Here is a 20,456-nt window from a genome sequence, read left to right on the forward strand (position 1 = left end):
GACCATAGCACACGGTTTATCAAATAAACAGAAGTAGGATGTCGGCATGGCCGAGGAACTTCCCGAGCTCCCCAGGGGCATCGCACTGGCGTGGGGTGTCGCCGCGAACCCGCAGCGCGGGCCGAAGCGCGAGATGAGCGTGGAGCGGATCGTCGACGCCGCCGTCGAACTGGCCGATGCCGACGGACTCGGTGCCGTCTCGATGGCCGCAGTCGCCGCAAAGCTGGGCTTCACGCCGATGTCTCTGTACCGTTACGTCAGCGCGAAGGACGACCTTCTGCTGCTCATGCAGGAGCAGGCGACAGGTCTGCCGCCCGAGGAGCATCGTGAGCACGAGGGCTGGCGCGACAGGCTGCGCGCGCTGTTCGAGGCGCAGGTGCTCATCTACCTGCGCCATCCGTGGATCCTGTCGCTGCCCATCACCGGATCGCCGATCACCCCCAACAGCTCGGCTTGGATCGACGCTGGCCTCGAGGCGCTCGCCGCGACGCCGCTCTCGGAGACGGAGCGCCTGGCGACCGCCCTGGCCATGACCGGTCACGCGCGCTGGTACGGCATGGTGCTGGCGGGATACGCGGACCAGGCGCGCACGAAGGGGCTGAGTGCGGACGAGGTCTCGGCCGAAGAAGCGGCGCTCTTCGATCGGGTCATCGTCGCGGAGGAGTTCCCCCATCTCCGCAGAGCCATCGATGCGGGCGTGTTTACCGCGGCCGACGATCCGTTCCGCTTCGCCATGGAGCGTCTGCTCGACGGCGTCGGCATGTACATCGACGCCCTCGAACGGGGCGACGCGCACGCGGCGGCCCCGGGATGGGTCGACCTCGACCCCGCAGAGCTCACCGGCGACAAGAAGTACCGCGAGGCGCAGAAGGCGGTGCGGGACGCCGAGAAGGCTCTGCGTGATGCGCGCAAGATCGAGCGCCAGGCCCGCAAGGACGCGCTGGACCGCGCGGCGCGCGGCCGCCGCGATTCCTGAGGTGCCTGCCCGGCGCCGCCGCGCCCACGCCGGCGTGCGCCTCAGCACTCACACAGGTCACAGCGGTTTACACGCGTCCCAGCTACCCCATAGAGTGTGCATCAGCAGAAAGGGGTACGGGGGATGCCCGATGTCCAAGACGTTCGATTCCTGACGGTGGCGGAGGTCGCCGAGCTGATGCGCGTATCGAAGATGACCGTGTACCGGCTCGTGCATTCCGGCGAGCTGCCGGCCATTCGGTTCGGCCGCAGTTACCGCGTGCCCGAGTCGGCCGTCACCGAGGCCCTGCGACGCCCGATCGCAGACGTCGGCTGACGCGCCCTCGCGCAGCGGTGGTCCGGGTACGGTCCGCGGGTTTGCTAGAATCATCCGAGGCATTTTCCGTGCCCGTACCCGGGTGTCCGACCGCGTGGCATCCAGCCCCTGACTTAGTGAGGTTTCCGTGGGTTCTGTCATCAAGAAGCGCCGCAAGCGCATGGCGAAGAAGAAGCACCGCAAGCTGCTTCGCAAGACTCGCCACCAGCGCCGCAACAAGAAGTAAGCGGCACGACACCGAGCGCCTGTCTCCGGACGGGCGCTTTGTGTCTGCGCGCGCCGCGACGCCGAGGAGGAAACCATGAAGTCGATCACCGTCGAACAGCTCGCCGGACGCTCAGGCGTGCCGCTCATCGACGTACGTGAACGGGACGAGTTCGCTGCCGGGCACGTTCCGGGGGCCGTGAACCTGCCGCTGTCCGAACTCGGCGCACGGCTGGGCGAGCTGCCCGCCGAGGCCTTCGACGTGATCTGCCAGGTCGGCGGTCGCTCCGCGCGTGCCGTGCAGGCGCTCGAGGCCCGCGGCTTCGACGCGACGAACGTCGAGGGAGGCACCGGCGAATGGATCGCCCAGGGCCGCCCGGTGGCGCAGTGACCACTCTCACGCTGATCGGCAAGCCCGACTGCCACCTCTGCGACGTCGCGTCCGAGGTCGTCGACGCGGTCATCGCCGAGCTGCCCGACGCCGCGGCCGATGGCATCGAGGTCGTGGAGCGCTCGATCGCCGACGATCCCGCACTGTACGAGCTGTGGTGGGAGAAGATCCCGGTCGTGTTGATCGACGACCGTCTGCACGCGCACTGGCGCGTCTCACCCGAGCGACTGCGCTCCGCCCTCGAGGAGGCGACCCGATGAGCATCCGTCACGTGGTGATGTGGAAGATGAATGGAGCGGACGCCGCAGAGCGTGCCGCGCAGGCCGCAGAGGTCGCCCGCCGCCTGAACGCCCTCGACGGCGTGGTGCCGACGCTCCGGTCGATCTCGGTCGGTGCCGAGGCGGTCTATCCCGACGTGAACTGGGATGCGGTGCTGGTCGCGGAGTTCGATTCCGTCGTGGATCTCGAGGCGTACCAGGTGCACCCCGCTCATGAGGAGGTCGTGGCGTACGTGCGCTCGGTCGCGGCCGCTCGGGCGGCGGTCGACGTCGAGTTCTGACCTGCGACTTGCAACCCAACCGTGACCCGTGCGAAGGCCGGCGGTGCATCGCATCCTGCCGCGTCGTGTCAAGATGATTCCCAACCCGTACCCGGCTGAAAGCCCAGTCCCGCAGGAGTGACCATGAACAACCGTCGTCCTCTTCTCTTCGGCGCCGCGATCGCGGCGACCGCCGTTCTCGCGCTCACCGGCTGCGCCGGTGGGGGCAACGATGCCGGTGGTGACGGCGGCCAGGCTGGTGGCGGCGGCGATGCCGGTGCCGACTACGGGCTGGTGAACGAGGGCACGCTGACCGCCTGCTCCGACATCCCCTATCCTCCCTTCGAGTTCGAAGGCGGCGACAACGGCACCGGGTACACCGGGTTCGACATCGAACTGCTCGCTGCGATCGCCGAGAAGCTCGACCTCGAGATCGCCGTGCAGGACGTGAACTTCGATGCGCTGCAGTCTGGCACCGTGCTGCTCACGGGTGACTGCGACCTCGGTGCCTCTGCGATGACCATCACCGAGGAGCGCAAGGCGAACATCGACTTCTCCGACCCGTACTACGACTCGCTGCAGTCGCTGCTGGTGCGCGTCGACTCGGGGATCGAGAGCATCGACGACCTCGACGGCAAGAATGTGGGCGTGCAGCAGGGAACAACGGGCGAGGCCTATGCGCAGGAGAACGCGCCGGGTGCGAACCTGCTGCAGCTGCCTTCCGACGGCGAGCTGTGGCCGGCCATCCAGGCCGGCCAGATCGAGGCGATCCTGCAGGACCAGCCGGTGAACCTCGAGCACGAGAAGGCCGATGACGCGTACAAGATCGTCGAGACGTATGAGACCGACGAGCAGTACGGCTTCGCCTTCGCGAAGGGCGAGAAGGATGCTCTGCGTGAGGCCGTGAACGATGCCCTCGCCGAGCTGCGCGACTCCGGCGAGTACCAGGAGATCTACGACACCTACTTCACCGCCGAGTAAACGGCAGGGCAAGGAGGCGCCATGGCGCTGCGCAGACGCACCCGGAGCCGCATCTACCGGTTCAGTATGTACGCCCTCTTCATCGCGGCCGTCGTCGCGATGGCCCTGGCCGCTGATTGGCCGACGATCGGGCGGCAGTTCTTCAACGCCGAGGTCGCGGCGAAGATGTTCCCTGACATCATCCTCGTCGCCCTCCGCAACACGATCCTGTTCACCCTGATCGCGTTCGCCGGCGGTCTGCTGCTCGGCATCCTGTTCGCGCTCATGAAGCTGTCGATCATCGCGCCCTTCCGGTGGTTCGCGACCGCGTGGATCGAGTTGTTCCGCGGCCTTCCGGCGCTGCTCACCATCTTCGCGATGGCCTTCATCCTGCCGATCGCGCTGGGTGTCAAGGTTCCGGGCGGCCCGGTCGGCGCGGGGCTGCTCGGCCTGATCCTGGTCGCGTCCGCGTACATGGCGGAGGTGATCCGCGCCGGGATCCAGGCCGTGCCCAAGGGACAGACCGAGGCGTCGCGTTCGCTGGGCATGTCACCGATGAAGACCATGTTCTGGATCGTGCTGCCCCAGGGCTTCCGCATCGTGATCCCGCCGCTGACCAACGAGTTCGTGCTGCTGCTCAAGGACACGTCGCTGCTGTTCATCGCCGGGTCCTTCATCTGGTCGAAGGAGCTGACGACCTTCGCGCGCGACGGTTCGACGCAGAACGCGAACGCGACGCCGCTGATCATGGCGGCGCTGCTGTACCTGGTTGTGACGATCCCGCTCACGCGATTCACCGCGTGGCTGGAGCGACGGATGGCGAGGGAACGATGACCACCGAGATGATCGACGTGCACGCTCCTGCCATCGACGTGCAGGGACTGGTCAAGAGCTTCGGCGACAACGTGGTGCTCCAGGGCATCGACCTGACCGTCACCGCGGGGGAGGTGGTGTGCGTCATCGGGCCGTCGGGCTCGGGCAAGTCGACGCTGCTGCGATCGGTGAATCTCCTTGAGGAGCCCACCGGAGGCCGCATCCTCATCGAGGGCATCGACATCACCGACGAGGAGACCGACATCGACCGGGTGCGACAGCGCATCGGGATGGTGTTCCAGAGCTTCAACCTGTTCCCGCACATGACGGCGCTGGGCAACCTCACGATCGCCCAGCGGCGTGTGAAGAAGCGATCGAAGGATGAGGCCGAGCGCATCGCGCGCGAGATGCTCGACCGGGTGGGCCTCGCCGAGAAGGCCGATGCCTACCCGAGCCACCTCTCGGGCGGTCAGCAGCAGCGCGTCGCGATCGCGCGGGCGCTGTGCATGAACCCGGACATGATGCTGTTCGACGAGCCCACCTCCGCTCTCGACCCCGAACTCGTCGGCGAAGTGCTGCAGGTGATGCGCGAACTGGCCGACGAGGGCATGACCATGCTCGTGGTCACGCACGAGATGGGCTTCGCTCGCGAGGTCGGGTCTCGCCTGATCTTCATGGACGGCGGGCACATCCTCGAGCAGGGCGATCCGCGCGAGGTGCTGTCGAACCCGCAGCATCCGCGTACACAGGACTTCCTGTCGCGCGTGCTCTGACGTGCGGTCCGCAGCGGGTCAGCGCGGCGCGACGGTGAACTTGAAGCCCCGATGCGAACCGGTGAATCCGAGGCGCTCGTAGAACCGGTGCGCGTCGGTGCGCGCCGCATCCGATGTCAGCTGCACGATGGAGGCCCCCAGTCCGGGGGCCGCGACATCGGTCACCCAGCGCATCATCGCCGAACCCAGCCCCGCCGAACGCTGATCTGCGCGCACCCGCACCGCCTCGACCAGCAGACGGCGTGAGCCACGGCGGGACATACCGGGAATCAGAGTCAGCTGGAAGGTGCCGACGATGGCGCCCGCACTCTCGACGACGAGCAGATCGTTCGAGGGATCTCCGATGACCTCTCCGAGCGCCGCGGCATAGGCCGGGCGGTCATCGACGGAGACGCTGTCGCCGCGCGACGCGCTGATCAGGTCGTCTGCGAGCAGGGCGATGATCGCGTCGGCATCGTCTGCCGCAGCGCGCCGCAGACGCCCGTCGCCATCGCGCACGGGAAGCGGATGCGGCAGGGGCAGTGAGTCGAGCATGTTCTCAGTCTGGCATCCTGGAGGGAATGGACATCGGAGCTCTCGTCGGCCTCGAGCAGCTCACCTGGGGCACGCTCGTCCTCATCATCATCGCCGCGTTCGGCGCAGGCTGGATCGACGCCGTGGTGGGTGGCGGCGGGCTGCTGCAGCTGCCCGCCCTGCTGCTCATCCCCGGAATCGCACCCGTGCAGGCGCTCGCGACCAACAAGCTCGCCTCGGTGTTCGGCACGGCGACGAGCAGCGTGACCTACTATCGCCGCGCGAAGCCCGACCTGCGGACGGCGCTGCCGATGGCGTTGGTCGCTCTCGCCGGCTCGTTCGCCGGCGCCGCGGTGGCGACGCTGCTGCCCGCCGCCGTCTTCAAGCCGATCATCGTCGTGGCGCTTGTCGCGGTCGCGTTCTTCACGGTCTTCCGGCCGGCGATGGGAACCGTGACGAGACTGCGATTCGACGGACATCGGCATCACATCGCGGCCGGGTCCGCAGGCCTTGTGATCGGTTTCTACGACGGTCTCATCGGACCTGGCACCGGCACCTTCCTGGTGATCACTCTGGTGGCGTTGCTCGGCTACGACTTCCTGCAGTCCAGCGCCAAGGCGAAGATCGTGAACTTCGCCACGAACGCCGGTGCGCTTCTGCTGTTCATCCCGCACGGATCCGTGCTCTGGCTGCTGGGCGGCATCCTCGCAGTGGCGAACGTCGCCGGCAGCTATCTGGGCTCTCGTATGGCGATCTCCCGCGGCGCGTCGTTCATCCGCGTGGTGTTCCTCGTCGTCGTGACGGTGTTGATCGGCAAGCTCGGCATCGACGTCTGGAACGAGAACCTCGCACCACTGCTGGGCTGACCGGGCCCGCGCCCGCACCGCCCGCGGCCGGCACCCGCCTCACCGCCGACACCCCCTGCTGTGGGATGTCCACGGCAGGGGGTGTCGACGAGAACCGAGGGCGCGCGATGCGGGTTACGCCTCGACGTCCTCCGGGACGAAGTCCACGCCCGCTTCGGCGCGCTGTTCGGGCGAGATGGTGCCCGGCGCCTCGGTGAGCGGGTCGAAGCCGTTGCCGGACTTCGGGAACGCGATGACCTCGCGGATCGAGTCGGTCTTCGTCAGGTGCTGCATCACCCGGTCCATGCCCAGCGCGATGCCGCCGTGCGGGGGAGCGCCGAACTTGAACGCCTCGAGGAGGAAGCCGAACTTCTCGTCGGCCTGCTCGTCGGTGATCCCCATCACGTTGAAGACGCGCTTCTGAACGTCCTCGCGGTGGATGCGGATCGAGCCGCCCCCCAGCTCCGAGCCGTTGCAGACGATGTCGTACGCGTAGGCGAGGGCGGATGCCGGGTCGGTGTCGAAGGTGTCCTCGAACTCGGGCTTCGGCCCGGTGAAGGCGTGATGCACGGCGGTCCAGGCGCCGGCGCCGACGGCCACGTCGCCCGATGCCACGGCATCCGACGCCGGCTCGAACATCGGCGCGTCCACGACCCAGGTGAACGCGAAGACGTTCGGGTCGAGCAGCTCGAGGCGGCGGCCGATCTCGACGCGCGCGGCACCGAGAAGGGCCCGGCTGGCCTTCGTCTCACCGGCGGCGAAGAAGGCGCAGTCGCCCGGCTTCGCTCCCACGAGCTGGGCGAGGCCGGCCTGCTCTGCCTCCGACAGGTTCTTCGCGACGGGCCCGCCCAGCGTGCCGTCCTCGTTGAAGAGCACGTACGCGAGGCCGCGTGCGCCGCGCTGCTTGGCCCAGTCCTGCCAGGCATCCAGCGTCTTGCGGGGCTGTGACGCGCCGCCCGGCATCAGCACCGCGCCGACGTACTCCGACTGGAACACGCGGAACGGAGTCTCGGAGAAGTAGTCGGTCGCCTCGACGAGCTCCAGGCCGAAGCGCAGGTCCGGCTTGTCGGAGCCGTACCTCGCCATCGCGTCGGCGTACGTCATCCGCGGCAGCGGAGTCTGCACATCGACGTCGATCGTCTTCCACATCGCGACGATGAGCGACTCCATCATCTCGATGACGTCCTCCTGGTCGACGAAGCTCATCTCGATGTCGAGCTGCGTGAACTCCGGCTGACGGTCGGCACGGAAGTCCTCGTCGCGGTAGCAGCGCGCGATCTGGAAGTACTTCTCCACGCCGCCGACCATGAGCAGCTGCTTGAACAGCTGCGGTGACTGCGGCAGCGCATACCAGCTGCCGGGGTGCAGGCGGGCGGGCACCAGGAAGTCGCGGGCGCCCTCAGGCGTCGAGCGGGTCAGAGTCGGCGTCTCGACCTCGACGAAGTCGCGGTCGTGCAGCTCGTCGCGGATCGCCTTGTACACGTCGGAGCGCAAGCGCATCGCAGCGGCGGGCGCGGGCCGACGCAGGTCGAGGTAGCGGTGCTTCAGGCGCACCTCCTCGCCGATCGGGTCGCTCTCTGCCAGTCCGCTGGAGACCTGGAAGGGCAGCGGCGCCGACTCGTTGAGCACCACGACATCGGTCGCGATCAGCTCGACCTCGCCGGTCGGCAGGTTCGGGTTCTCGTTGCCGGCAGGCCGGCGCGAGACCTCGCCGCTCACCTGCAGCACGAACTCGCTGCGCAGCGGGTGGGCCACCTCTTCGTCGCGGATGACGACCTGGGCGATGCCCGAAGCATCGCGAAGATCGATGAACGCGACGCCTCCGTGATCGCGGCGACGATCGACCCAGCCCGAGAGGGTGACGGTCTGACCGATGTGCTCGGCTCGCAGCGAGCCTGCCGTGTGTGTGCGAAGCACGGAGGATTCCTTCTGATCGGGAACGGTGAACCCAGCCAGTCTACGGGCCGGGCCCGCGTCGCCACTCTGGCTAGACTCGCTCGCATGCCCGCGTCCCGCCTGCATCTCGTGCGCCACGGTGAAGTGCACAACCCGCATCAGGTGCTCTACGGTCGGCTGCCCGACTATCACCTCAGCGATGCCGGAAGGGGGATGGCGCAAGCCGCGGCGCGACACGTCCTCTCCCTCGGCCGGCCCGTGACCGAGCTGCGCTGTTCGCCTCTGGAGCGCACGCAGGAATCGGCCGAGCCATTCACCGAGCTGTTCGGCCTCACCGCCGTGCTCGATGAGCGCGTCATCGAGCCGACCAACGTCTTCGAGGGCACCCGGATGCGGCGCGCGCTGCGCGACCCGCGCAACTGGCGACACCTGCGCCGGCCGTCGCTGCCGAGCTGGGGCGAGCCGTACGTCGCGGTCGCGGAGCGCATCCGCTCCGCGATGGACGAGCGGTGGGATGCGGCGGCTGACGGCGACATCGTCTTCGTCTCGCATCAGGCGCCCATCTGGATCACCCATCTGTCGGTCGCAGGCCTGCCGCTTCGGCACGATCCACGCACCCGCCGCTGCTCGCTGTCGAGCGTGACGTCGTTCGAGCGCGTGGGCGATGTGTGGCGCGAGGTGGACTACGCCGAACCGGCCTCGGCCGGAATCGACCTCGGAGCGGTCTGAGCGCACTCAGCTCGACAGTTCCTGCACGATCATGGCGCCGGCCACCATGCCTGCTGAGGCCGCCACCGTGACCGATGCCATCACGCCGGGCATGCTCGCGCGGTGCGCCAGATCGCCCGCCGCCCAGACGCCGGGGAGCGACGTGCGGCCGAAATCGTCGATTTCGATCGCGCCGCTCGGCAGCATCCGCAGACCCAGCTGCTCGGCGAACGGCGCACGCTGACGTGCCGAGCCCGATGCGACGAACAGTCCGGCGACGTCCACCGGCGACCCCGCGTCGACCCGGACGCCGTCGTCGGCGGCCGATACCGACGCGACGGGCGTGGAGTGCACGTCCGCGCCGAGCGCCTCGAGCCTGGCACGTTCGTCGTCGTTCAGCCGTCCGTCATCGAACACGGTGACGCCGCTCACGATCGGCTTCAGCAACCGCACCACGTGTTCGGCGCGGGCGCTGTCGGCGATCAGCCCGATGCGGCGCCCGGCGAACTCGTGGCCGTCGCAGAAGGGGCAGCTGAACGCGCGGAGCCCCCAGAGATCGGCAAGTCCGGGAACAGCCGGCAGATCGTCGGCCATCCCTGTGGCCAGCAGCAATCGGCTGGATGCCACGACGGACCCGTCAGCGAGTCGGACCTCGAAGCCGTCGGCCGAGGGCGAGACGCGCACGACCGAACCCCGGCGGTACTCGACAGTGTCGTACTGTTCGAGCTGCCCGCGGGCGACTTCCCGGAAGGCCGAAGGAGCCGTGCCGTCGTTGGCGATCACGTTGTGCATGTGCTGCACCGGACCGTTGCGATACTCGCCGGAGTCGATGACGACTGCGCTGCGATGCATCCGGCCGATGGTCAGGGCGGCCTGCAGTCCTGCGGGGCCGGCACCGATGATGATGAGGTCGAGCATTCTGTCCTCCTGGAGGCGTAGGGCTTGCGTTTCGCATCAGTCTGTGACTTCATGTCAACATGAAGTCAAGTCCTTCGAGTCGTTGGTCCGTCGGAGATGTCGCTGGCCGCTTCGGGCTTCCCACCAACGTGCTGCGGCACTGGGAGTCCGTCGGGCTGCTGTTCCCGCAGCGCGATGCCGCCGGACGCCGACGCTACGGTGAAGACGACGTGGTACGGGTCGCCGTGATCCTGCGCAGCAAGGCGTCGGGGATGAGCCTCGACCAGATCGCGCACCTGCTCGAGCGCGACATGTCAGGCCGGCACGAGGTGCTGCAGGCGCACCTCGACGATCTCGATCGGCGCATGGCCGAGATGCAGCACTCGAAGGCGATGACCGAGCACGCCCTGCGATGCTCGGCGCACGACATCTCGACCTGCCCGCGCTTTCGCGCGGAGGTGATCGACGTGCTCGACGGCTTCCCCGCGCCCGACGTCGAGCACTCGCATGGGCGCGTCCCGGCGAACGCGCTGCGCATGAGCTGACATCCGCGTGGGCGTTCCGAGGGGAGCGGGGAGTGGCGCGACCCCTTCCGGCTCACCCATAGGAACCCGTGCATACACTGACATCGTGCCTCTCGCGTCGACGACTCGGTCTGTCCGCAGCGGGCGCCCTTCCCGCAGCATCCGTTCTTCGCGTGCCGCCGGAGCCGCGCTCGCCGCGGTGCTCGCCGTCGGCCTGAGTGCCTGCGCCCCCGACCCCGCCACCGAGGCCTTCCTGAACGGCGATGAGAAGGCGTACACGGCAGAGGACTTCCGGGTCGTCGAGATCCCGGCCGAGAAGCGCGGCGAGCCCGTCGTCTTCGGCGGAGTGACCGAGCACGGCGAGCAGTTCTCGAGCGACGATCTTCGTGGTCGGGTCGCGGTGGTCAACTTCTGGTACGCCGGCTGCGGGCCGTGCCGCGTGGAGGCGAAGGACCTCGAAGCGGTCTGGCAGAAGCATCAGCCCGACGACGTGCAGTTCATCGGTGTGAACATCTACGACCAGGCCGACACGGCGAAGGCGTTCGCCGACACCTACGGCATCACCTACCCGAGCCTGCTCGACGCCGACACGGGAGAGGCCAAGCTCGCCTTCGCGAAAGTCACGCCCATTCAGGCGCCGCCCACGACGCTCGTGCTCGACAGGCAGGGCCGTGTCGCCGCGCGCGTCATCGGCCCGATCGACGGCACGTCGATCCTCTCCACTCTCGTCCAGACCGCACTCGCGGAGAAGGCGTGAACCCCGAGGCGGTCATCGGCGCCGGCGCCCTGTGGGCCGCGATACCGCTCGCGATGCTGGCCGGCCTGGTGTCGTTCGTCTCGCCGTGCATCCTCCCGCTCGTCCCGGGGTACCTCGGATTCATCGGGGGAGCGGCGGGCGTGAGCACCGCCGCATCCACGACGTCGACGAGCGGCGGCGCGACGCTCACGCACGTCGCCGCGAAGCGTCGGATGCTGCTCGGCGTGCTGCTGTTCATCGCCGGATTCACGGTCGTCTTCGTCGGCATCACAGCGCTCAGCGGCACCGTCGGGGCCTTCGTGCTGGAGTGGTCCGAGCTGATCACACGCATCCTGGGCGTCGTGATCATCGCGATGGGCTTCGTCTTCCTTGGCTTCTTCGGCTTCGCGCAGCGCGAGATGCGCCTGAACGTGAACTCCACGACCGGACTGGTCGGCGCGCCCCTGCTCGGCGTCGCCCTGGGTCTTGGCTGGGCCCCCTGCATGGGCCCGACGCTCACGGCGATCGTGGCGCTCTCGTTCAACGCCGGCGCCCCGGGCAGGGCTGCGCTCCTGGGCGTCGCCTACTCGCTCGGCCTCGGCATCCCGTTCCTGCTGCTCGCGCTGGGCTTCGGCTGGGCGACACGGGCGGTCGGATTCCTGCGGCGGCACATCCGCGCCATCAACATCGCTGGCGGCGCGCTGCTGATCCTGCTCGGTGTGCTGATGCTGACCGGTGTCTGGACCCAGATCATGTCGAGACTGACGGCGGTGATGAGCAGTGTCATCCTCCCGATCTGAGCGGCCCGAGCCGCAGAACGAAGGCGCTTCGGCGGCATCCGATCCGCTGCGCCCGTCGGACCACATCGACTCCATCGACGACGAGATCAACCAGCCCAGGCTCGGTCTCGTCGGCTGGCTGCGCTGGGGCTGGCGTCAGCTGACCTCCATGCGCGTGGCGCTGGTGCTGCTGCTGATCCTCGCGATCGCCGCCATCCCGGGTTCGATCTTCCCGCAGCGCATGGCCGATCCCAACGGCGTGGTCCAGTACAGGACCGACAACCCCGACCTGTTCCCGATCCTCGACAGCCTGAGCATGTTCGACGTCTACCTGTCGCCATGGTTCTCGGCCATCTACCTGCTGCTGTTCGTGTCGCTGATCGGCTGCATCATCCCGCGCATCAAGCACCACCTCAAGGCGCTGCGCGCTCAGCCGCCGCGCACGCCCGCCCGCCTCGCCCGCCTGGACGACCACCGGACGGTCGAGCGCGAGGGATCCGAGCAGGATGCGGCCCAGGCGATCGACGTCGCCGAGAAGCAGCTCAAGGCGCTCGGCTACCGAGTCGCCCGCTACGACTCCGCCGAGAGCCGGGGCAGGGGTCGTGTCTGGTCGGTGTCGGCCGAGCGAGGCTACTGGCGTGAAACCGGCAACCTGCTGTTCCACATCGCCCTGGTCGGCGTGCTCGTGACCGTGGGCGTGGGCGGAGGCTTCGCCTACACCGGGCAGAAGGTCGTGATCGAGGGCAAGTCGTTCGTCAACACACTGCTCGATTACAACTCGATCAACCGCGGGCGCTTCGTGCCCGACGACGCGTTGCAGCCGTACGCGCTCACGCTCGACTCGTTCGACATCACTTACGAGGAGTTCGGCAAGCCCGGCGCGGGCCAGGCCGGCAACTTCAAGGCGAACCTCGACGTGCGCGAGACGGACGGCTCGACGCGCAAGGGCTCGGTCGAGGTGAACCACCCGCTCAGCGTCGGCGGCGACAAGGTCTACCTGCTCGGCAACGGCTACGCGCCCACCATCACCGTGCGCAACGCCGAGGGCACGGTGCTGCTCAGTCAGCCCGTCGAGTTCCTGCCACAGGACAGCAGCATGAGCTCGCTCGGCGTCGTGAAGATCCCCGACGGCATGCCCGAGCAGCTGGGCCTGATCGGCTTCTTCTACCCGACGGCGGTCAAGCTCGACACCGGTGCCTTCGCCTCCGCGCACGGCGCCGTCAACATCCCGCTGCTGACGCTCGACGTCTACCAGGGCGACCTGGGCATCGATGACGGCACGCCGCGCTCGGTGTACGTGCTCGACACCGAGGACATGACCAAGCTCGCGGGCCGTGGAACCGACGTCGAATCGATCCAGCTGCAGCCGGGCGAGACGGCAGACCTGCCGAACGGCCTGGGTACGGTGACGTTCGAAGACGAGTCGCCCGCGGGCGCCACCGATTTCACCGAGTCGGTCAAGCGCTACGTATCGCTGCAGATCCACCACGACGAGTCCGCGCCGTGGGTGCTCGCCTTCGCGCTTCTCGCGCTGGCGGGCCTCGGCCTCGCGCTGTTCGTGCCCCGTCGTCGCATGTGGGTCAAGGCGACGGCATCCGACGACGGCATCCGGCTTGAGTACGCCGGACTCGCCCGAGGCGAGGACCCGACCCTCGCCGCCGCTGTGGACGATCTCGTCCGCGGCCACGAAAGACTGCTCGACGACGCCGCGCCGCGTCGCGAGAACCCCGTGAAGGGAGCCTGACATGACCTCGCTCGATGACCTGTCGATCCTGCTGCTGTGGACCGCCATCGCGATCTACGCCGGCGCGTTCATCGCGTACGCCTTCGACCTCGCGCGCCGCTCTTCGGCAGTGGAGGAGGTGACCGCCGGGGCCAAGGTGCTCGTGGCTGCCGGCTCGGCGGGAGCGGATGCGGATGCGACACCGGTCCCGGCATCCGAGACGCCTGCGAAGCCGCGCTTCGTGCTCGCCCGCATCGGCACAGCGCTGACCGTGCTGGGCTGGCTCTTCCACCTGGGCGCCACGCTGACGCGCGGCTTCGCCGCCGGGCGAGTGCCGTGGGCGAACCTGTACGAGTTCGCCATGATCGGCACGCTGCTGATCGTGCTGGTCTACCTGGTGGTGCTGACCCGGATCGATCTGCGCTACCTCGGTACGTTCATCACCGGCCTCGTCGTCGTGCTGCTCGGCGCCGCCGCCGCCAACTTCTACGTGATCGTCACGCCGCTGGTCGACCCGCTGAAGTCGGTGTGGCTGATCATCCACGTGTTCGTCGCCTCGCTGTCGACGGCGCTGCTGGCCCTGGCCTTCGCGCTGTCGGTGATGCAGCTGCTGCAGACGCGGCGGGAGCGCCGGGTCGCCGAGGGGGCCGCCAAGCCGGGCCCGCGGTTCCTTGCGACACTGCCTGACGCCTCCCGACTGGAGAACCTCGCGTACCGCTTCGCCGTGGTCGGCTTCATCTTCTGGACCTTCACGCTGATCGCCGGTGCGATCTGGGCGCAGGATGCCTGGGGCCGCTACTGGGGCTTCGACGTGAAGGAGACCTGGACGTTCATCATCTGGGTGCTCTACGCCGGCTACATCCACGCCCGCGCGACCCGCGGCTGGCGGGGCACGCCGTCGGCGTGGCTGTCGATCACCGGTTTCGCGGCCGTGATCTTCAACTTCGCGATCGTGAACGTGTTCTTCAAGGGTCTGCACGCGTATTCCGGGCTGAGCTGAGCGCGGGTCTCGCTCGCCGGCGCGTGTGGCCCGCGCACGCCACGGCATGCATCGAGAACAGGAGATTCGCGTGAAACAGGTCCGCTGTGCGGCCGTTGTCCTGTTCTCGCCGAATCTCCTGTTCACGCGCGCCGCGGGCCGGACGCGCAACGGCGTTCAGCTGATCAGAGGGATGCCGCAGCGCCGAGCGGGAACACCTCGCGGTGCTCGGTGCCGTCGTGATATGTGACGAACTCCGCCTCGGCCACTGTCTCGGCGGGCGGGGCGGGGTACTCCCGGCTCACCTCGCGGGCGAGCTCCTCCCACTCTGCGGGCGCGAGCCGCTTGGCGTAGACCGTTGAGAGGTGGAAGGTCCAGTCGTCGAGCGGCAGCTCGCCGATGCGCCGCAGATCGGTGCGGTCGAGGGCCTCGGTCAGCGTGGCGTAGGCGCCTACGAGCGACGGCGTGCGCTTCAGTCGGGCGATGACGATCTGCCACGGTGCGGGGAACGAGTCGACAGCCTCGAACACGATGTCGATCGGATGCTGCGCCGCGGCCCACTCGCGCACCACCGCGCGCACCTCGTCGACGCGCTGCGGTTCGTAGAGGCCGCGCAGCGTCACGTGCGCGGCTCCCGGATAGCGCGCCGTGTCGCCGAGGCGCCGCCGTGCGGCATCCTGCACCCGATCGAACTCGTGCATCACCGCGCCCGTCGGACGCAGTACGAGGTACTGCTGCCCTTCGAGGTCTCGCAGCTGCCCTGGGTCGGTCATGAAGTCGCGCGGCATCCGACGACGGTACCGGATGCCGCGGCATCCCGTACCGTCCGTGACGGACACGCACCGCGAACGCCGGCGCAACGGGGTGACCAGCTCGCGCTGTGTCTCGCACCGGTCACGCTGGCCTTTCCTGCTCGCGCTGCGTGAATCCGCGCCGCGCGAGCAGATATAAGCAACGCGAACCGAGACGTCGTTGAGAAGGGCAGCGCGAGCCGACCCCGCGGACCGGATGCTACGCGGCGGCGAGCACCGCCCTCGCACTGGTCGTGCGGCGGGTGGCGACCGCGAGCGTCGCCGCGCTGAGCGACAGCACCGCCCATACGACGAGCCCTGTGACCGCTGTGCCGCTCGGCTCGATCAGGCCGCTGAGGGCGGGGGAGGTGGGCATCGCGGCGCCGAGGCCGGCGAGCCACCCCGGAATCGTCGAGATGAGGCCGGTCGCGACGGCGACGACGCCGATCAGCGCGCTGATCCAGCGCCCGATGCCGCCGAGTACGGCCACCAGCGCCTGGTTGACGGCGGCGAACGCGATCCCAGCGAGCACGGCGAGTCCGGCGAAGCCCCACCACGTCGACGCGTCATAGCCCGCGACGATCTGCACGATGAGCGAGACCAGAATGCCCTGCCCGGCGCCCATAGCGGCAGCCGGCCAGAACCCGCGCAGCACCATGCCGATCGACGAACGGCGCGAGGTCAGGGTGCTGCCCGGCACCGCCCGCAGCGCGATGAACGACGCCAGTGCGCCGAACCACAGCACGACCGCCGAGAGCAGCGGGATGGCGGTCGGCCCGAACATGCTCGATCCCGCTCCCGCGGCCTTCACCGGGTCGGCGATGACCGACGCCAATGAGGTCGACTGCTCGTCGTCGAATGACGGCAGCGATGTGGATGCGGTCTCGAGCCCGTCGGCGAGGTCGCCGGTGCCGCTGGCGAGGGTGTCCAGGCCGGTGGCGAGCTCGCCCGCGCCGTCAGCGAGAGCCGTCGCGCCGTCGCCGAGCTGGGTCGCCCCGGCGGCGAGTCCTCTGGCGCCGACGGCCGACTGGCCGACGCCGTCCGCGAGTCGGCCCAGCCCCGAGCCGAGCTGCGTCGCCGCAGAGCCGGCAGTGCGCATCTGGCCGGCGATGGCCTTCGGTGCTGCGGCGCTCAGCTGAGCGAGTCCGTCTGCCGTGCCGGAGGCCGCCTGCGCCGCCGGCGCCGCGTACTGAGCTGCCGCTGCGGCCGCCTGCGCCGCCTGGGTCGACGGCTCGACCAGTCCGCTCGCGGTCGCCGCCGCCTGATCGAGCTGCGTGCAGAAGCCGGGAGTGGCGGCGCGGTCGCAGTCAGCTTTGAGGGCGGCCAGCTGCTCTGCGAGCCCGCCGACTCCCTGCTGCACTCCTGCGGTGGCCAGCTTGGCTCCGTCAGCGGCCTGCTGGACTCCGGCCGTCGCCTGCTCGGCGCCGTTCGCCGCCTCGATCAGCTGACTCGGCACGATCCCGTCGCGCTCGAGGGCAGCGGCTCCCGCGGTGAGTCCCTGTCCGAGCTGCGATGCGCCGGTGCCGGCCTCGCGCGACTTCGCGGCGATGGTGTCGAGGCCGCCGGCGAGCTGCGAGGCGCCGTTGGAGAGTTCGCCCGCTCCGTCGGCGAGTCTGCTCGCCCCGTCGGGGATCGCGCCCGCACCGGCGGCGGCGTCCTTGGCGCCGTCCGCCAGTTGCGACGCGCCGTCGGCGGCGTCGCCGATCTGGTCGCCGATCGTGGCGAAGCCGACGAGTACGTTGCCCACGGTCGCCTCGCTGAGCATGGTGCCCATGGTCGATGCCGCCACTGACGCGATCTGCTGGGTGATGAGATCGTCCGCGACGCGTCCGTCGGGCGGCGTGGTGACGGTGATCTCGGCCTGCTCGGCGGAGGCATCGCCGTCCTGCAGCGCGGTGCCCGACGACGTGGCATCCGCGGAGAACGACTTCGGGATCGTGACGATCGCCTGGTAGGTGCCGTCGGCCAGCCCCTGGGCGGCGTCGTCCTCGTTCGAGATCACCCAGGTGAGGTTGGAGTCGAACTCGTCGGAGCCGTCGACGAGGCCCGCCGCGAGCTGGCGGCCGAGTGGCGTGTACTGATCGTCGATGGTCACCGGCTTGTCGAGGTTGACGACCGCCGCCGTCATCGAGTCCAATCGCTCGGTCGGGTTCTGCAGCGCCGCGACGAGGATGCCGCCGATCACCGCCGGCAGCAGCAGCACGCCGATGATCGTCAGCCACGTGATGGGCCGGCGCGAGCGGGCGCGTTCGATGGGAAGGGTCATGCGTTCACCTCGGAGCTGTCGGAGCTTTCGTTCGAGTGCTGAGAGCCCGCGCTGTCGTCGGCATCCCGTGCTGCGGGCGTCGCCGTCGCGGGGTCCGGACGGGAGGCGGGGGAGTCGGCGCGGTCGCGCAGGTCGATGACGGATGCCGCACGCCGGCCGGCATCGACCAGGAGCGCGCGAGCGGACGCGGCGTCGACGGCGGTGGCGAGCACGGCGGTCTGCTCGCCGGTGTCGCGCAGCCGAGCGGCGAGCTGATCGCGCTCGGCCTGCGTCAGCCGGTCCACGCCGTCCAGCACGACGAGGCTGGAGCGGCCACGCAGCGCCTCGGCGATCTGCTCACCGTCAGCGGTGTCCCCCAGCAGGGCGATGCCGACGTGGGCGCGCACCCACGCCGCGCGACCGGGAAGCAGATGACCTGCGACGCGCAGCATCCCGGCGTCCGGCTTCACCCGGCCGGCGATCATCAGCGCGAGAGTGCGAAGCGTGCGCTGGCGGGCACCGGTGACGATGAGCGTCCCGCCGGGTGCGAGCCTCAGGTGCGCGCCCGCGATGCCCGCCGCATCCAGGGAGAGATCGTCGGCGGCGACCACGCTGTCATCGCCCGGCCATCCGGCCAGGGCGCGTTCGCGCTCTACAGCCTCGCCCTCGATGTCCACGTGCGGCAGGACGCGCTCGAGCCAGCGCGGGATGCGCCAGGCGCGGTCGCCGAGGATGGCCATGACGGCCGGGATCAGCGTCATCCGCACGAGGAACGCGTCAATGGCGATGCCCGCTGCGAGGCCCAGCGCGATCGGCTTGAGCGAGGAGTCTCCCTCCGGCACGAACGCCACGAAGACCGCGAACATGATCAGCGCCGCGGCGGTCACGACCCTCGCCGTGCCGGAGAAGCCCGTGCGCACCGCGCGGATCGCAGCCTTTCGGCGCGTCGCCGGGTCGTGCCGGTCGGCGTCGTGCACGTAGTCCTCACGCATGCGCGACACGAGGAAGACCTGGTAGTCCATGGCGAGCCCGAACAGCACGCCCATCAGCACGATCGGCATGAAGCTGATGATCGGCCCGGTTCTGGCCACGTGCAGCGCGTCGGCGAACCAGCCCCACTCGAACACCGCCGCCACGACTCCGAAGGCGGCCACGATCGACAGCAGGTACCCGGCGGCGGCGGTGATCGGCACCCAGATCGAGCGGAAGACGACGGCCAGCAGGATCAGCGACAGGCCGATCACGAACACGCCGAAGGGCAGGAGCGCGGCACCCAACTGGTCGGAGATGTCGATCGCGACGGCGGTGAAACCGGTGACCTTGAGATCGATCCCGTACTCGTCGAGCCACTCGTCGTGGTGCTCTCTCAGTTCGCGCACGAGCTCCGAGGTGGCCGGGTCGTCAGGCGCGGTCTCCGGGATGATCTGCACGATGCCGGTGTCGGCGGTCTCATTGGGGGTGGCCAGCGCCACCTCCCGTACGCCTGGCAACTGCTCGACCTCCTCGCCGAGTTCCTGCATGAGGTTCAGTGGGTCGGTCGAGGTGACGATCGTGCCGGTGAGGATCAGCGGGCCGTTGAACCCGGGGCCGAACTCCTCGGCGGTGAGATCGTAGCTGTGCCGCGCCTCGGAGTGCTTCGGCAGCACCCCGGCGTTCGGCAGCGCGAGGTTCAGGCTGAGGGCGGGCACTGCGACGATCCCGAGCCCCAGCACGATCGCGATGGTCACGAGCGCGGGCCGGCGCGTCACACCGGAGACCCAGCGCGCCGCGAAGCCCGGCCGATGCGCGGCATCCGCCTTCTTCCGCGTCTTGCGCGGCCTGCCCGCCACACGCCCCTTCATGAAGCCGAGGAAGGCGGAGGTGAGGGTGATCGAGATGGCGACCGCGATGGCGACGGCGACCGACGCGGCGATGCCCATGGTCGTCAGGAACGGGATGCCGGCGAACCCCAGCCCGATAAGGGCGATGAGAACCGTGACACCGGCGAAGACCACCGCCGACCCGGCCGTGCCGACGGATCGTGCGGCGGACTCCTCGGGATCGACCCCGGCGCGTACCTGGTCCTGATGGCGGGCCATGATGAACAGCGCGTAGTCGATGCCGACCGCCAGGCCCAGCATCAGCGCCAGCAGAGGGGTCGTCGACGACACCGTGGCGAAAGCCGTGGCGGCGAAGATGCCGGCCATCGAGATGCCGACGCCGAGCACTGCTGTCAGAAGCGGCAGCCCCGCGACGACGAACGAGCGGAAGGTGACGATCAGCACGAGCAGGGCGATGAGCAGGCCGACCGCCTCGGTGAGCGTGACGGTCGGGATCGACATGGCGAAGAGATCGCCGCCGAGCGCTGTCTGCGAGCCGTCGGGCAACGCGCCTTCGAGCTCGTCGACGATGCCCTGCAGTCGGCTCTTGGTCTCATCCGACACGTCGGTGGACTGGCCGTCGAACTGCAGGCGCACGATCGCCGCCGCGTGCTCGTCGTTGATCATGCCGTCGATGTTCTCGTCGTACGGCGAGGTGGCCGCGAGCACGTCGTCGAGACCGCCGAGCTCGTCGACGACGTCCTCGATCTCGTCGCGGTAGGCGGCTTCGGCGATGTCATCGCCCTCCGCGGCCACCACGATGAACTGCGCGTTCGTGCCGCTCACCTGCGGGAAGGTGCGCTCGAGCTGCTCGAGACCGGCCTGCGACTCGGTGCCGGGGATCGAGAACGTGTTGTCGGTTCCAGAGCCGAGCACGAGTGCGCCGGCTCCGGCGATGCCGAGGACGATGAGCCAGCTGACGAGCACACGCCACGGGTGTCGGAACGACCAGCGCCCGAGCGACGACAGGAAAGTGGACACACGACCTCCG

Annotated in this window: 22 protein-coding genes; 16 read left to right on the forward strand and 6 right to left on the reverse strand. The window is 69.1% G+C overall.

The window, feature by feature from the left end; genetic code table 11:
- Positions 1-46 precede the first annotated feature (46 nt).
- The 9 genes from RIN43_RS03790 to RIN43_RS03830 all read left to right on the forward strand — a co-directional run bounded on the left by RIN43_RS03790 (position 47) and on the right by RIN43_RS03830 (position 4,970).
- Positions 47-976, forward strand: coding sequence for a TetR/AcrR family transcriptional regulator (locus tag RIN43_RS03790; protein WP_309127549.1), 930 nt, complete (start codon positions 47-49; stop codon positions 974-976).
- 123 nt (positions 977-1,099) lie between these two features.
- Positions 1,100-1,291, forward strand: a complete 192-nt coding sequence (locus RIN43_RS03795; RefSeq protein WP_309127550.1) for a helix-turn-helix domain-containing protein — start codon at positions 1,100-1,102, stop codon at positions 1,289-1,291.
- A gap of 127 nt (positions 1,292-1,418) precedes the next feature.
- Positions 1,419-1,517 carry a 30S ribosomal protein bS22 gene (locus RIN43_RS03800; protein ID WP_003792170.1) on the forward strand — a complete coding sequence of 33 codons (99 nt, stop codon included), beginning with the start codon at positions 1,419-1,421 and terminating at the stop codon, positions 1,515-1,517.
- A gap of 75 nt (positions 1,518-1,592) precedes the next feature.
- Complete coding sequence (locus RIN43_RS03805) at positions 1,593-1,886, forward strand: rhodanese-like domain-containing protein (RefSeq protein ID WP_309127551.1); 294 nt, start codon at positions 1,593-1,595, stop codon at positions 1,884-1,886.
- Complete coding sequence (locus tag RIN43_RS03810) at positions 1,883-2,146, forward strand: glutaredoxin family protein (protein ID WP_309127552.1); 264 nt, start codon at positions 1,883-1,885, stop codon at positions 2,144-2,146. The genes RIN43_RS03805 and RIN43_RS03810 overlap by 4 nt, the downstream gene beginning before the upstream one ends.
- Entirely contained in the window at positions 2,143-2,445 is a 303-nt protein-coding gene (locus RIN43_RS03815) for a Dabb family protein (RefSeq protein ID WP_309127553.1), read from the forward strand. The genes RIN43_RS03810 and RIN43_RS03815 overlap by 4 nt, the downstream gene beginning before the upstream one ends.
- 123 nt (positions 2,446-2,568) lie before the next feature.
- Positions 2,569-3,405 carry a transporter substrate-binding domain-containing protein gene (locus RIN43_RS03820; RefSeq protein ID WP_309127554.1) on the forward strand — a complete coding sequence of 279 codons (837 nt, stop codon included), beginning with the start codon at positions 2,569-2,571 and terminating at the stop codon, positions 3,403-3,405.
- Positions 3,406-3,426: 21 nt separating this feature from the next.
- Positions 3,427-4,218, forward strand: coding sequence for an amino acid ABC transporter permease (locus RIN43_RS03825; protein ID WP_309127555.1), 792 nt, complete (start codon positions 3,427-3,429; stop codon positions 4,216-4,218).
- Complete coding sequence (locus RIN43_RS03830) at positions 4,215-4,970, forward strand: amino acid ABC transporter ATP-binding protein (RefSeq protein WP_309127556.1); 756 nt, start codon at positions 4,215-4,217, stop codon at positions 4,968-4,970. Before RIN43_RS03825 ends, RIN43_RS03830 begins: the two co-directional genes overlap by 4 nt.
- An 18-nt stretch (positions 4,971-4,988) precedes the next feature.
- On the opposite strand, the gene RIN43_RS03835 is transcribed toward RIN43_RS03830, so the two are convergent.
- Complete coding sequence (locus RIN43_RS03835; RefSeq protein WP_309127557.1) at positions 4,989-5,504, reverse strand: GNAT family N-acetyltransferase; 516 nt, start codon at positions 5,502-5,504, stop codon at positions 4,989-4,991.
- Positions 5,505-5,530: 26 nt separating this feature from the next.
- Between RIN43_RS03835 and RIN43_RS03840 the strand changes: the two genes are divergently transcribed.
- Positions 5,531-6,349, forward strand: coding sequence for a TSUP family transporter (locus RIN43_RS03840; RefSeq protein WP_309127558.1), 819 nt, complete (start codon positions 5,531-5,533; stop codon positions 6,347-6,349).
- Between the two features lie 114 nt (positions 6,350-6,463).
- On the opposite strand, the gene aspS is transcribed toward RIN43_RS03840, so the two are convergent.
- Positions 6,464-8,245 carry an aspartate--tRNA ligase gene (gene aspS, locus RIN43_RS03845; protein WP_309127559.1) on the reverse strand — a complete coding sequence of 594 codons (1,782 nt, stop codon included), beginning with the start codon at positions 8,243-8,245 and terminating at the stop codon, positions 6,464-6,466.
- Positions 8,246-8,329: 84 nt separating this feature from the next.
- Between aspS and RIN43_RS03850 the strand changes: the two genes are divergently transcribed.
- Positions 8,330-8,953: a histidine phosphatase family protein gene (locus RIN43_RS03850; RefSeq protein ID WP_309127560.1), complete on the forward strand. Its 624-nt coding sequence runs from the start codon at positions 8,330-8,332 to the stop codon at positions 8,951-8,953.
- A 6-nt stretch (positions 8,954-8,959) separates the two neighbouring features.
- Here RIN43_RS03850 and RIN43_RS03855 read toward each other — a convergent pair whose 3' ends face one another.
- Positions 8,960-9,850 carry an NAD(P)/FAD-dependent oxidoreductase gene (locus RIN43_RS03855; protein ID WP_309127561.1) on the reverse strand — a complete coding sequence of 297 codons (891 nt, stop codon included), beginning with the start codon at positions 9,848-9,850 and terminating at the stop codon, positions 8,960-8,962.
- Between the two features lie 59 nt (positions 9,851-9,909).
- On the opposite strand from RIN43_RS03855, the gene RIN43_RS03860 reads away from it, so the two are divergent.
- From RIN43_RS03860 to ccsB, 5 genes are all read left to right on the forward strand, one after another.
- Positions 9,910-10,374 (forward strand): MerR family transcriptional regulator, encoded by a 465-nt coding sequence (locus RIN43_RS03860; protein ID WP_309127562.1) that lies wholly within the window; start codon positions 9,910-9,912, stop codon positions 10,372-10,374.
- Positions 10,375-10,459: 85 nt separating this feature from the next.
- On the forward strand, positions 10,460-11,110 hold the full coding sequence (locus tag RIN43_RS03865; protein WP_309127563.1) for a TlpA disulfide reductase family protein: 651 nt from the start codon (positions 10,460-10,462) through the stop codon (positions 11,108-11,110).
- Entirely contained in the window at positions 11,107-11,889 is a 783-nt protein-coding gene (locus RIN43_RS03870) for a cytochrome c biogenesis CcdA family protein (protein ID WP_309127564.1), read from the forward strand. Before RIN43_RS03865 ends, RIN43_RS03870 begins: the two co-directional genes overlap by 4 nt.
- Positions 11,870-13,612: a cytochrome c biogenesis protein ResB gene (locus RIN43_RS03875; RefSeq protein ID WP_309127565.1), complete on the forward strand. Its 1,743-nt coding sequence runs from the start codon at positions 11,870-11,872 to the stop codon at positions 13,610-13,612. The genes RIN43_RS03870 and RIN43_RS03875 overlap by 20 nt, the downstream gene beginning before the upstream one ends.
- A 1-nt stretch (position 13,613) precedes the next feature.
- Positions 13,614-14,591, forward strand: a complete 978-nt coding sequence (ccsB, locus tag RIN43_RS03880) for a c-type cytochrome biogenesis protein CcsB (RefSeq protein WP_309127566.1) — start codon at positions 13,614-13,616, stop codon at positions 14,589-14,591.
- 164 nt (positions 14,592-14,755) lie between these two features.
- On the opposite strand, the gene RIN43_RS03885 is transcribed toward ccsB, so the two are convergent.
- The 3 genes from RIN43_RS03885 to RIN43_RS03895 form a co-directional block, all read right to left on the reverse strand.
- Positions 14,756-15,358: a 2'-5' RNA ligase family protein gene (locus RIN43_RS03885; protein ID WP_309127567.1), complete on the reverse strand. Its 603-nt coding sequence runs from the start codon at positions 15,356-15,358 to the stop codon at positions 14,756-14,758.
- Positions 15,359-15,581: 223 nt separating this feature from the next.
- On the reverse strand, positions 15,582-17,627 hold the full coding sequence (locus tag RIN43_RS03890; protein ID WP_309127568.1) for a YhgE/Pip family protein: 2,046 nt from the start codon (positions 17,625-17,627) through the stop codon (positions 15,582-15,584).
- Positions 17,624-20,446 carry an MMPL family transporter gene (locus RIN43_RS03895; protein WP_309127569.1) on the reverse strand — a complete coding sequence of 941 codons (2,823 nt, stop codon included), beginning with the start codon at positions 20,444-20,446 and terminating at the stop codon, positions 17,624-17,626. Before RIN43_RS03895 ends, RIN43_RS03890 begins: the two co-directional genes overlap by 4 nt.
- Positions 20,447-20,456: the final 10 nt, after the last annotated feature.

Source organism: Microbacterium sp., assembly GCF_031178445.1.
In the GTDB taxonomy this organism is placed as follows: domain Bacteria; phylum Actinomycetota; class Actinomycetes; order Actinomycetales; family Microbacteriaceae; genus Microbacterium.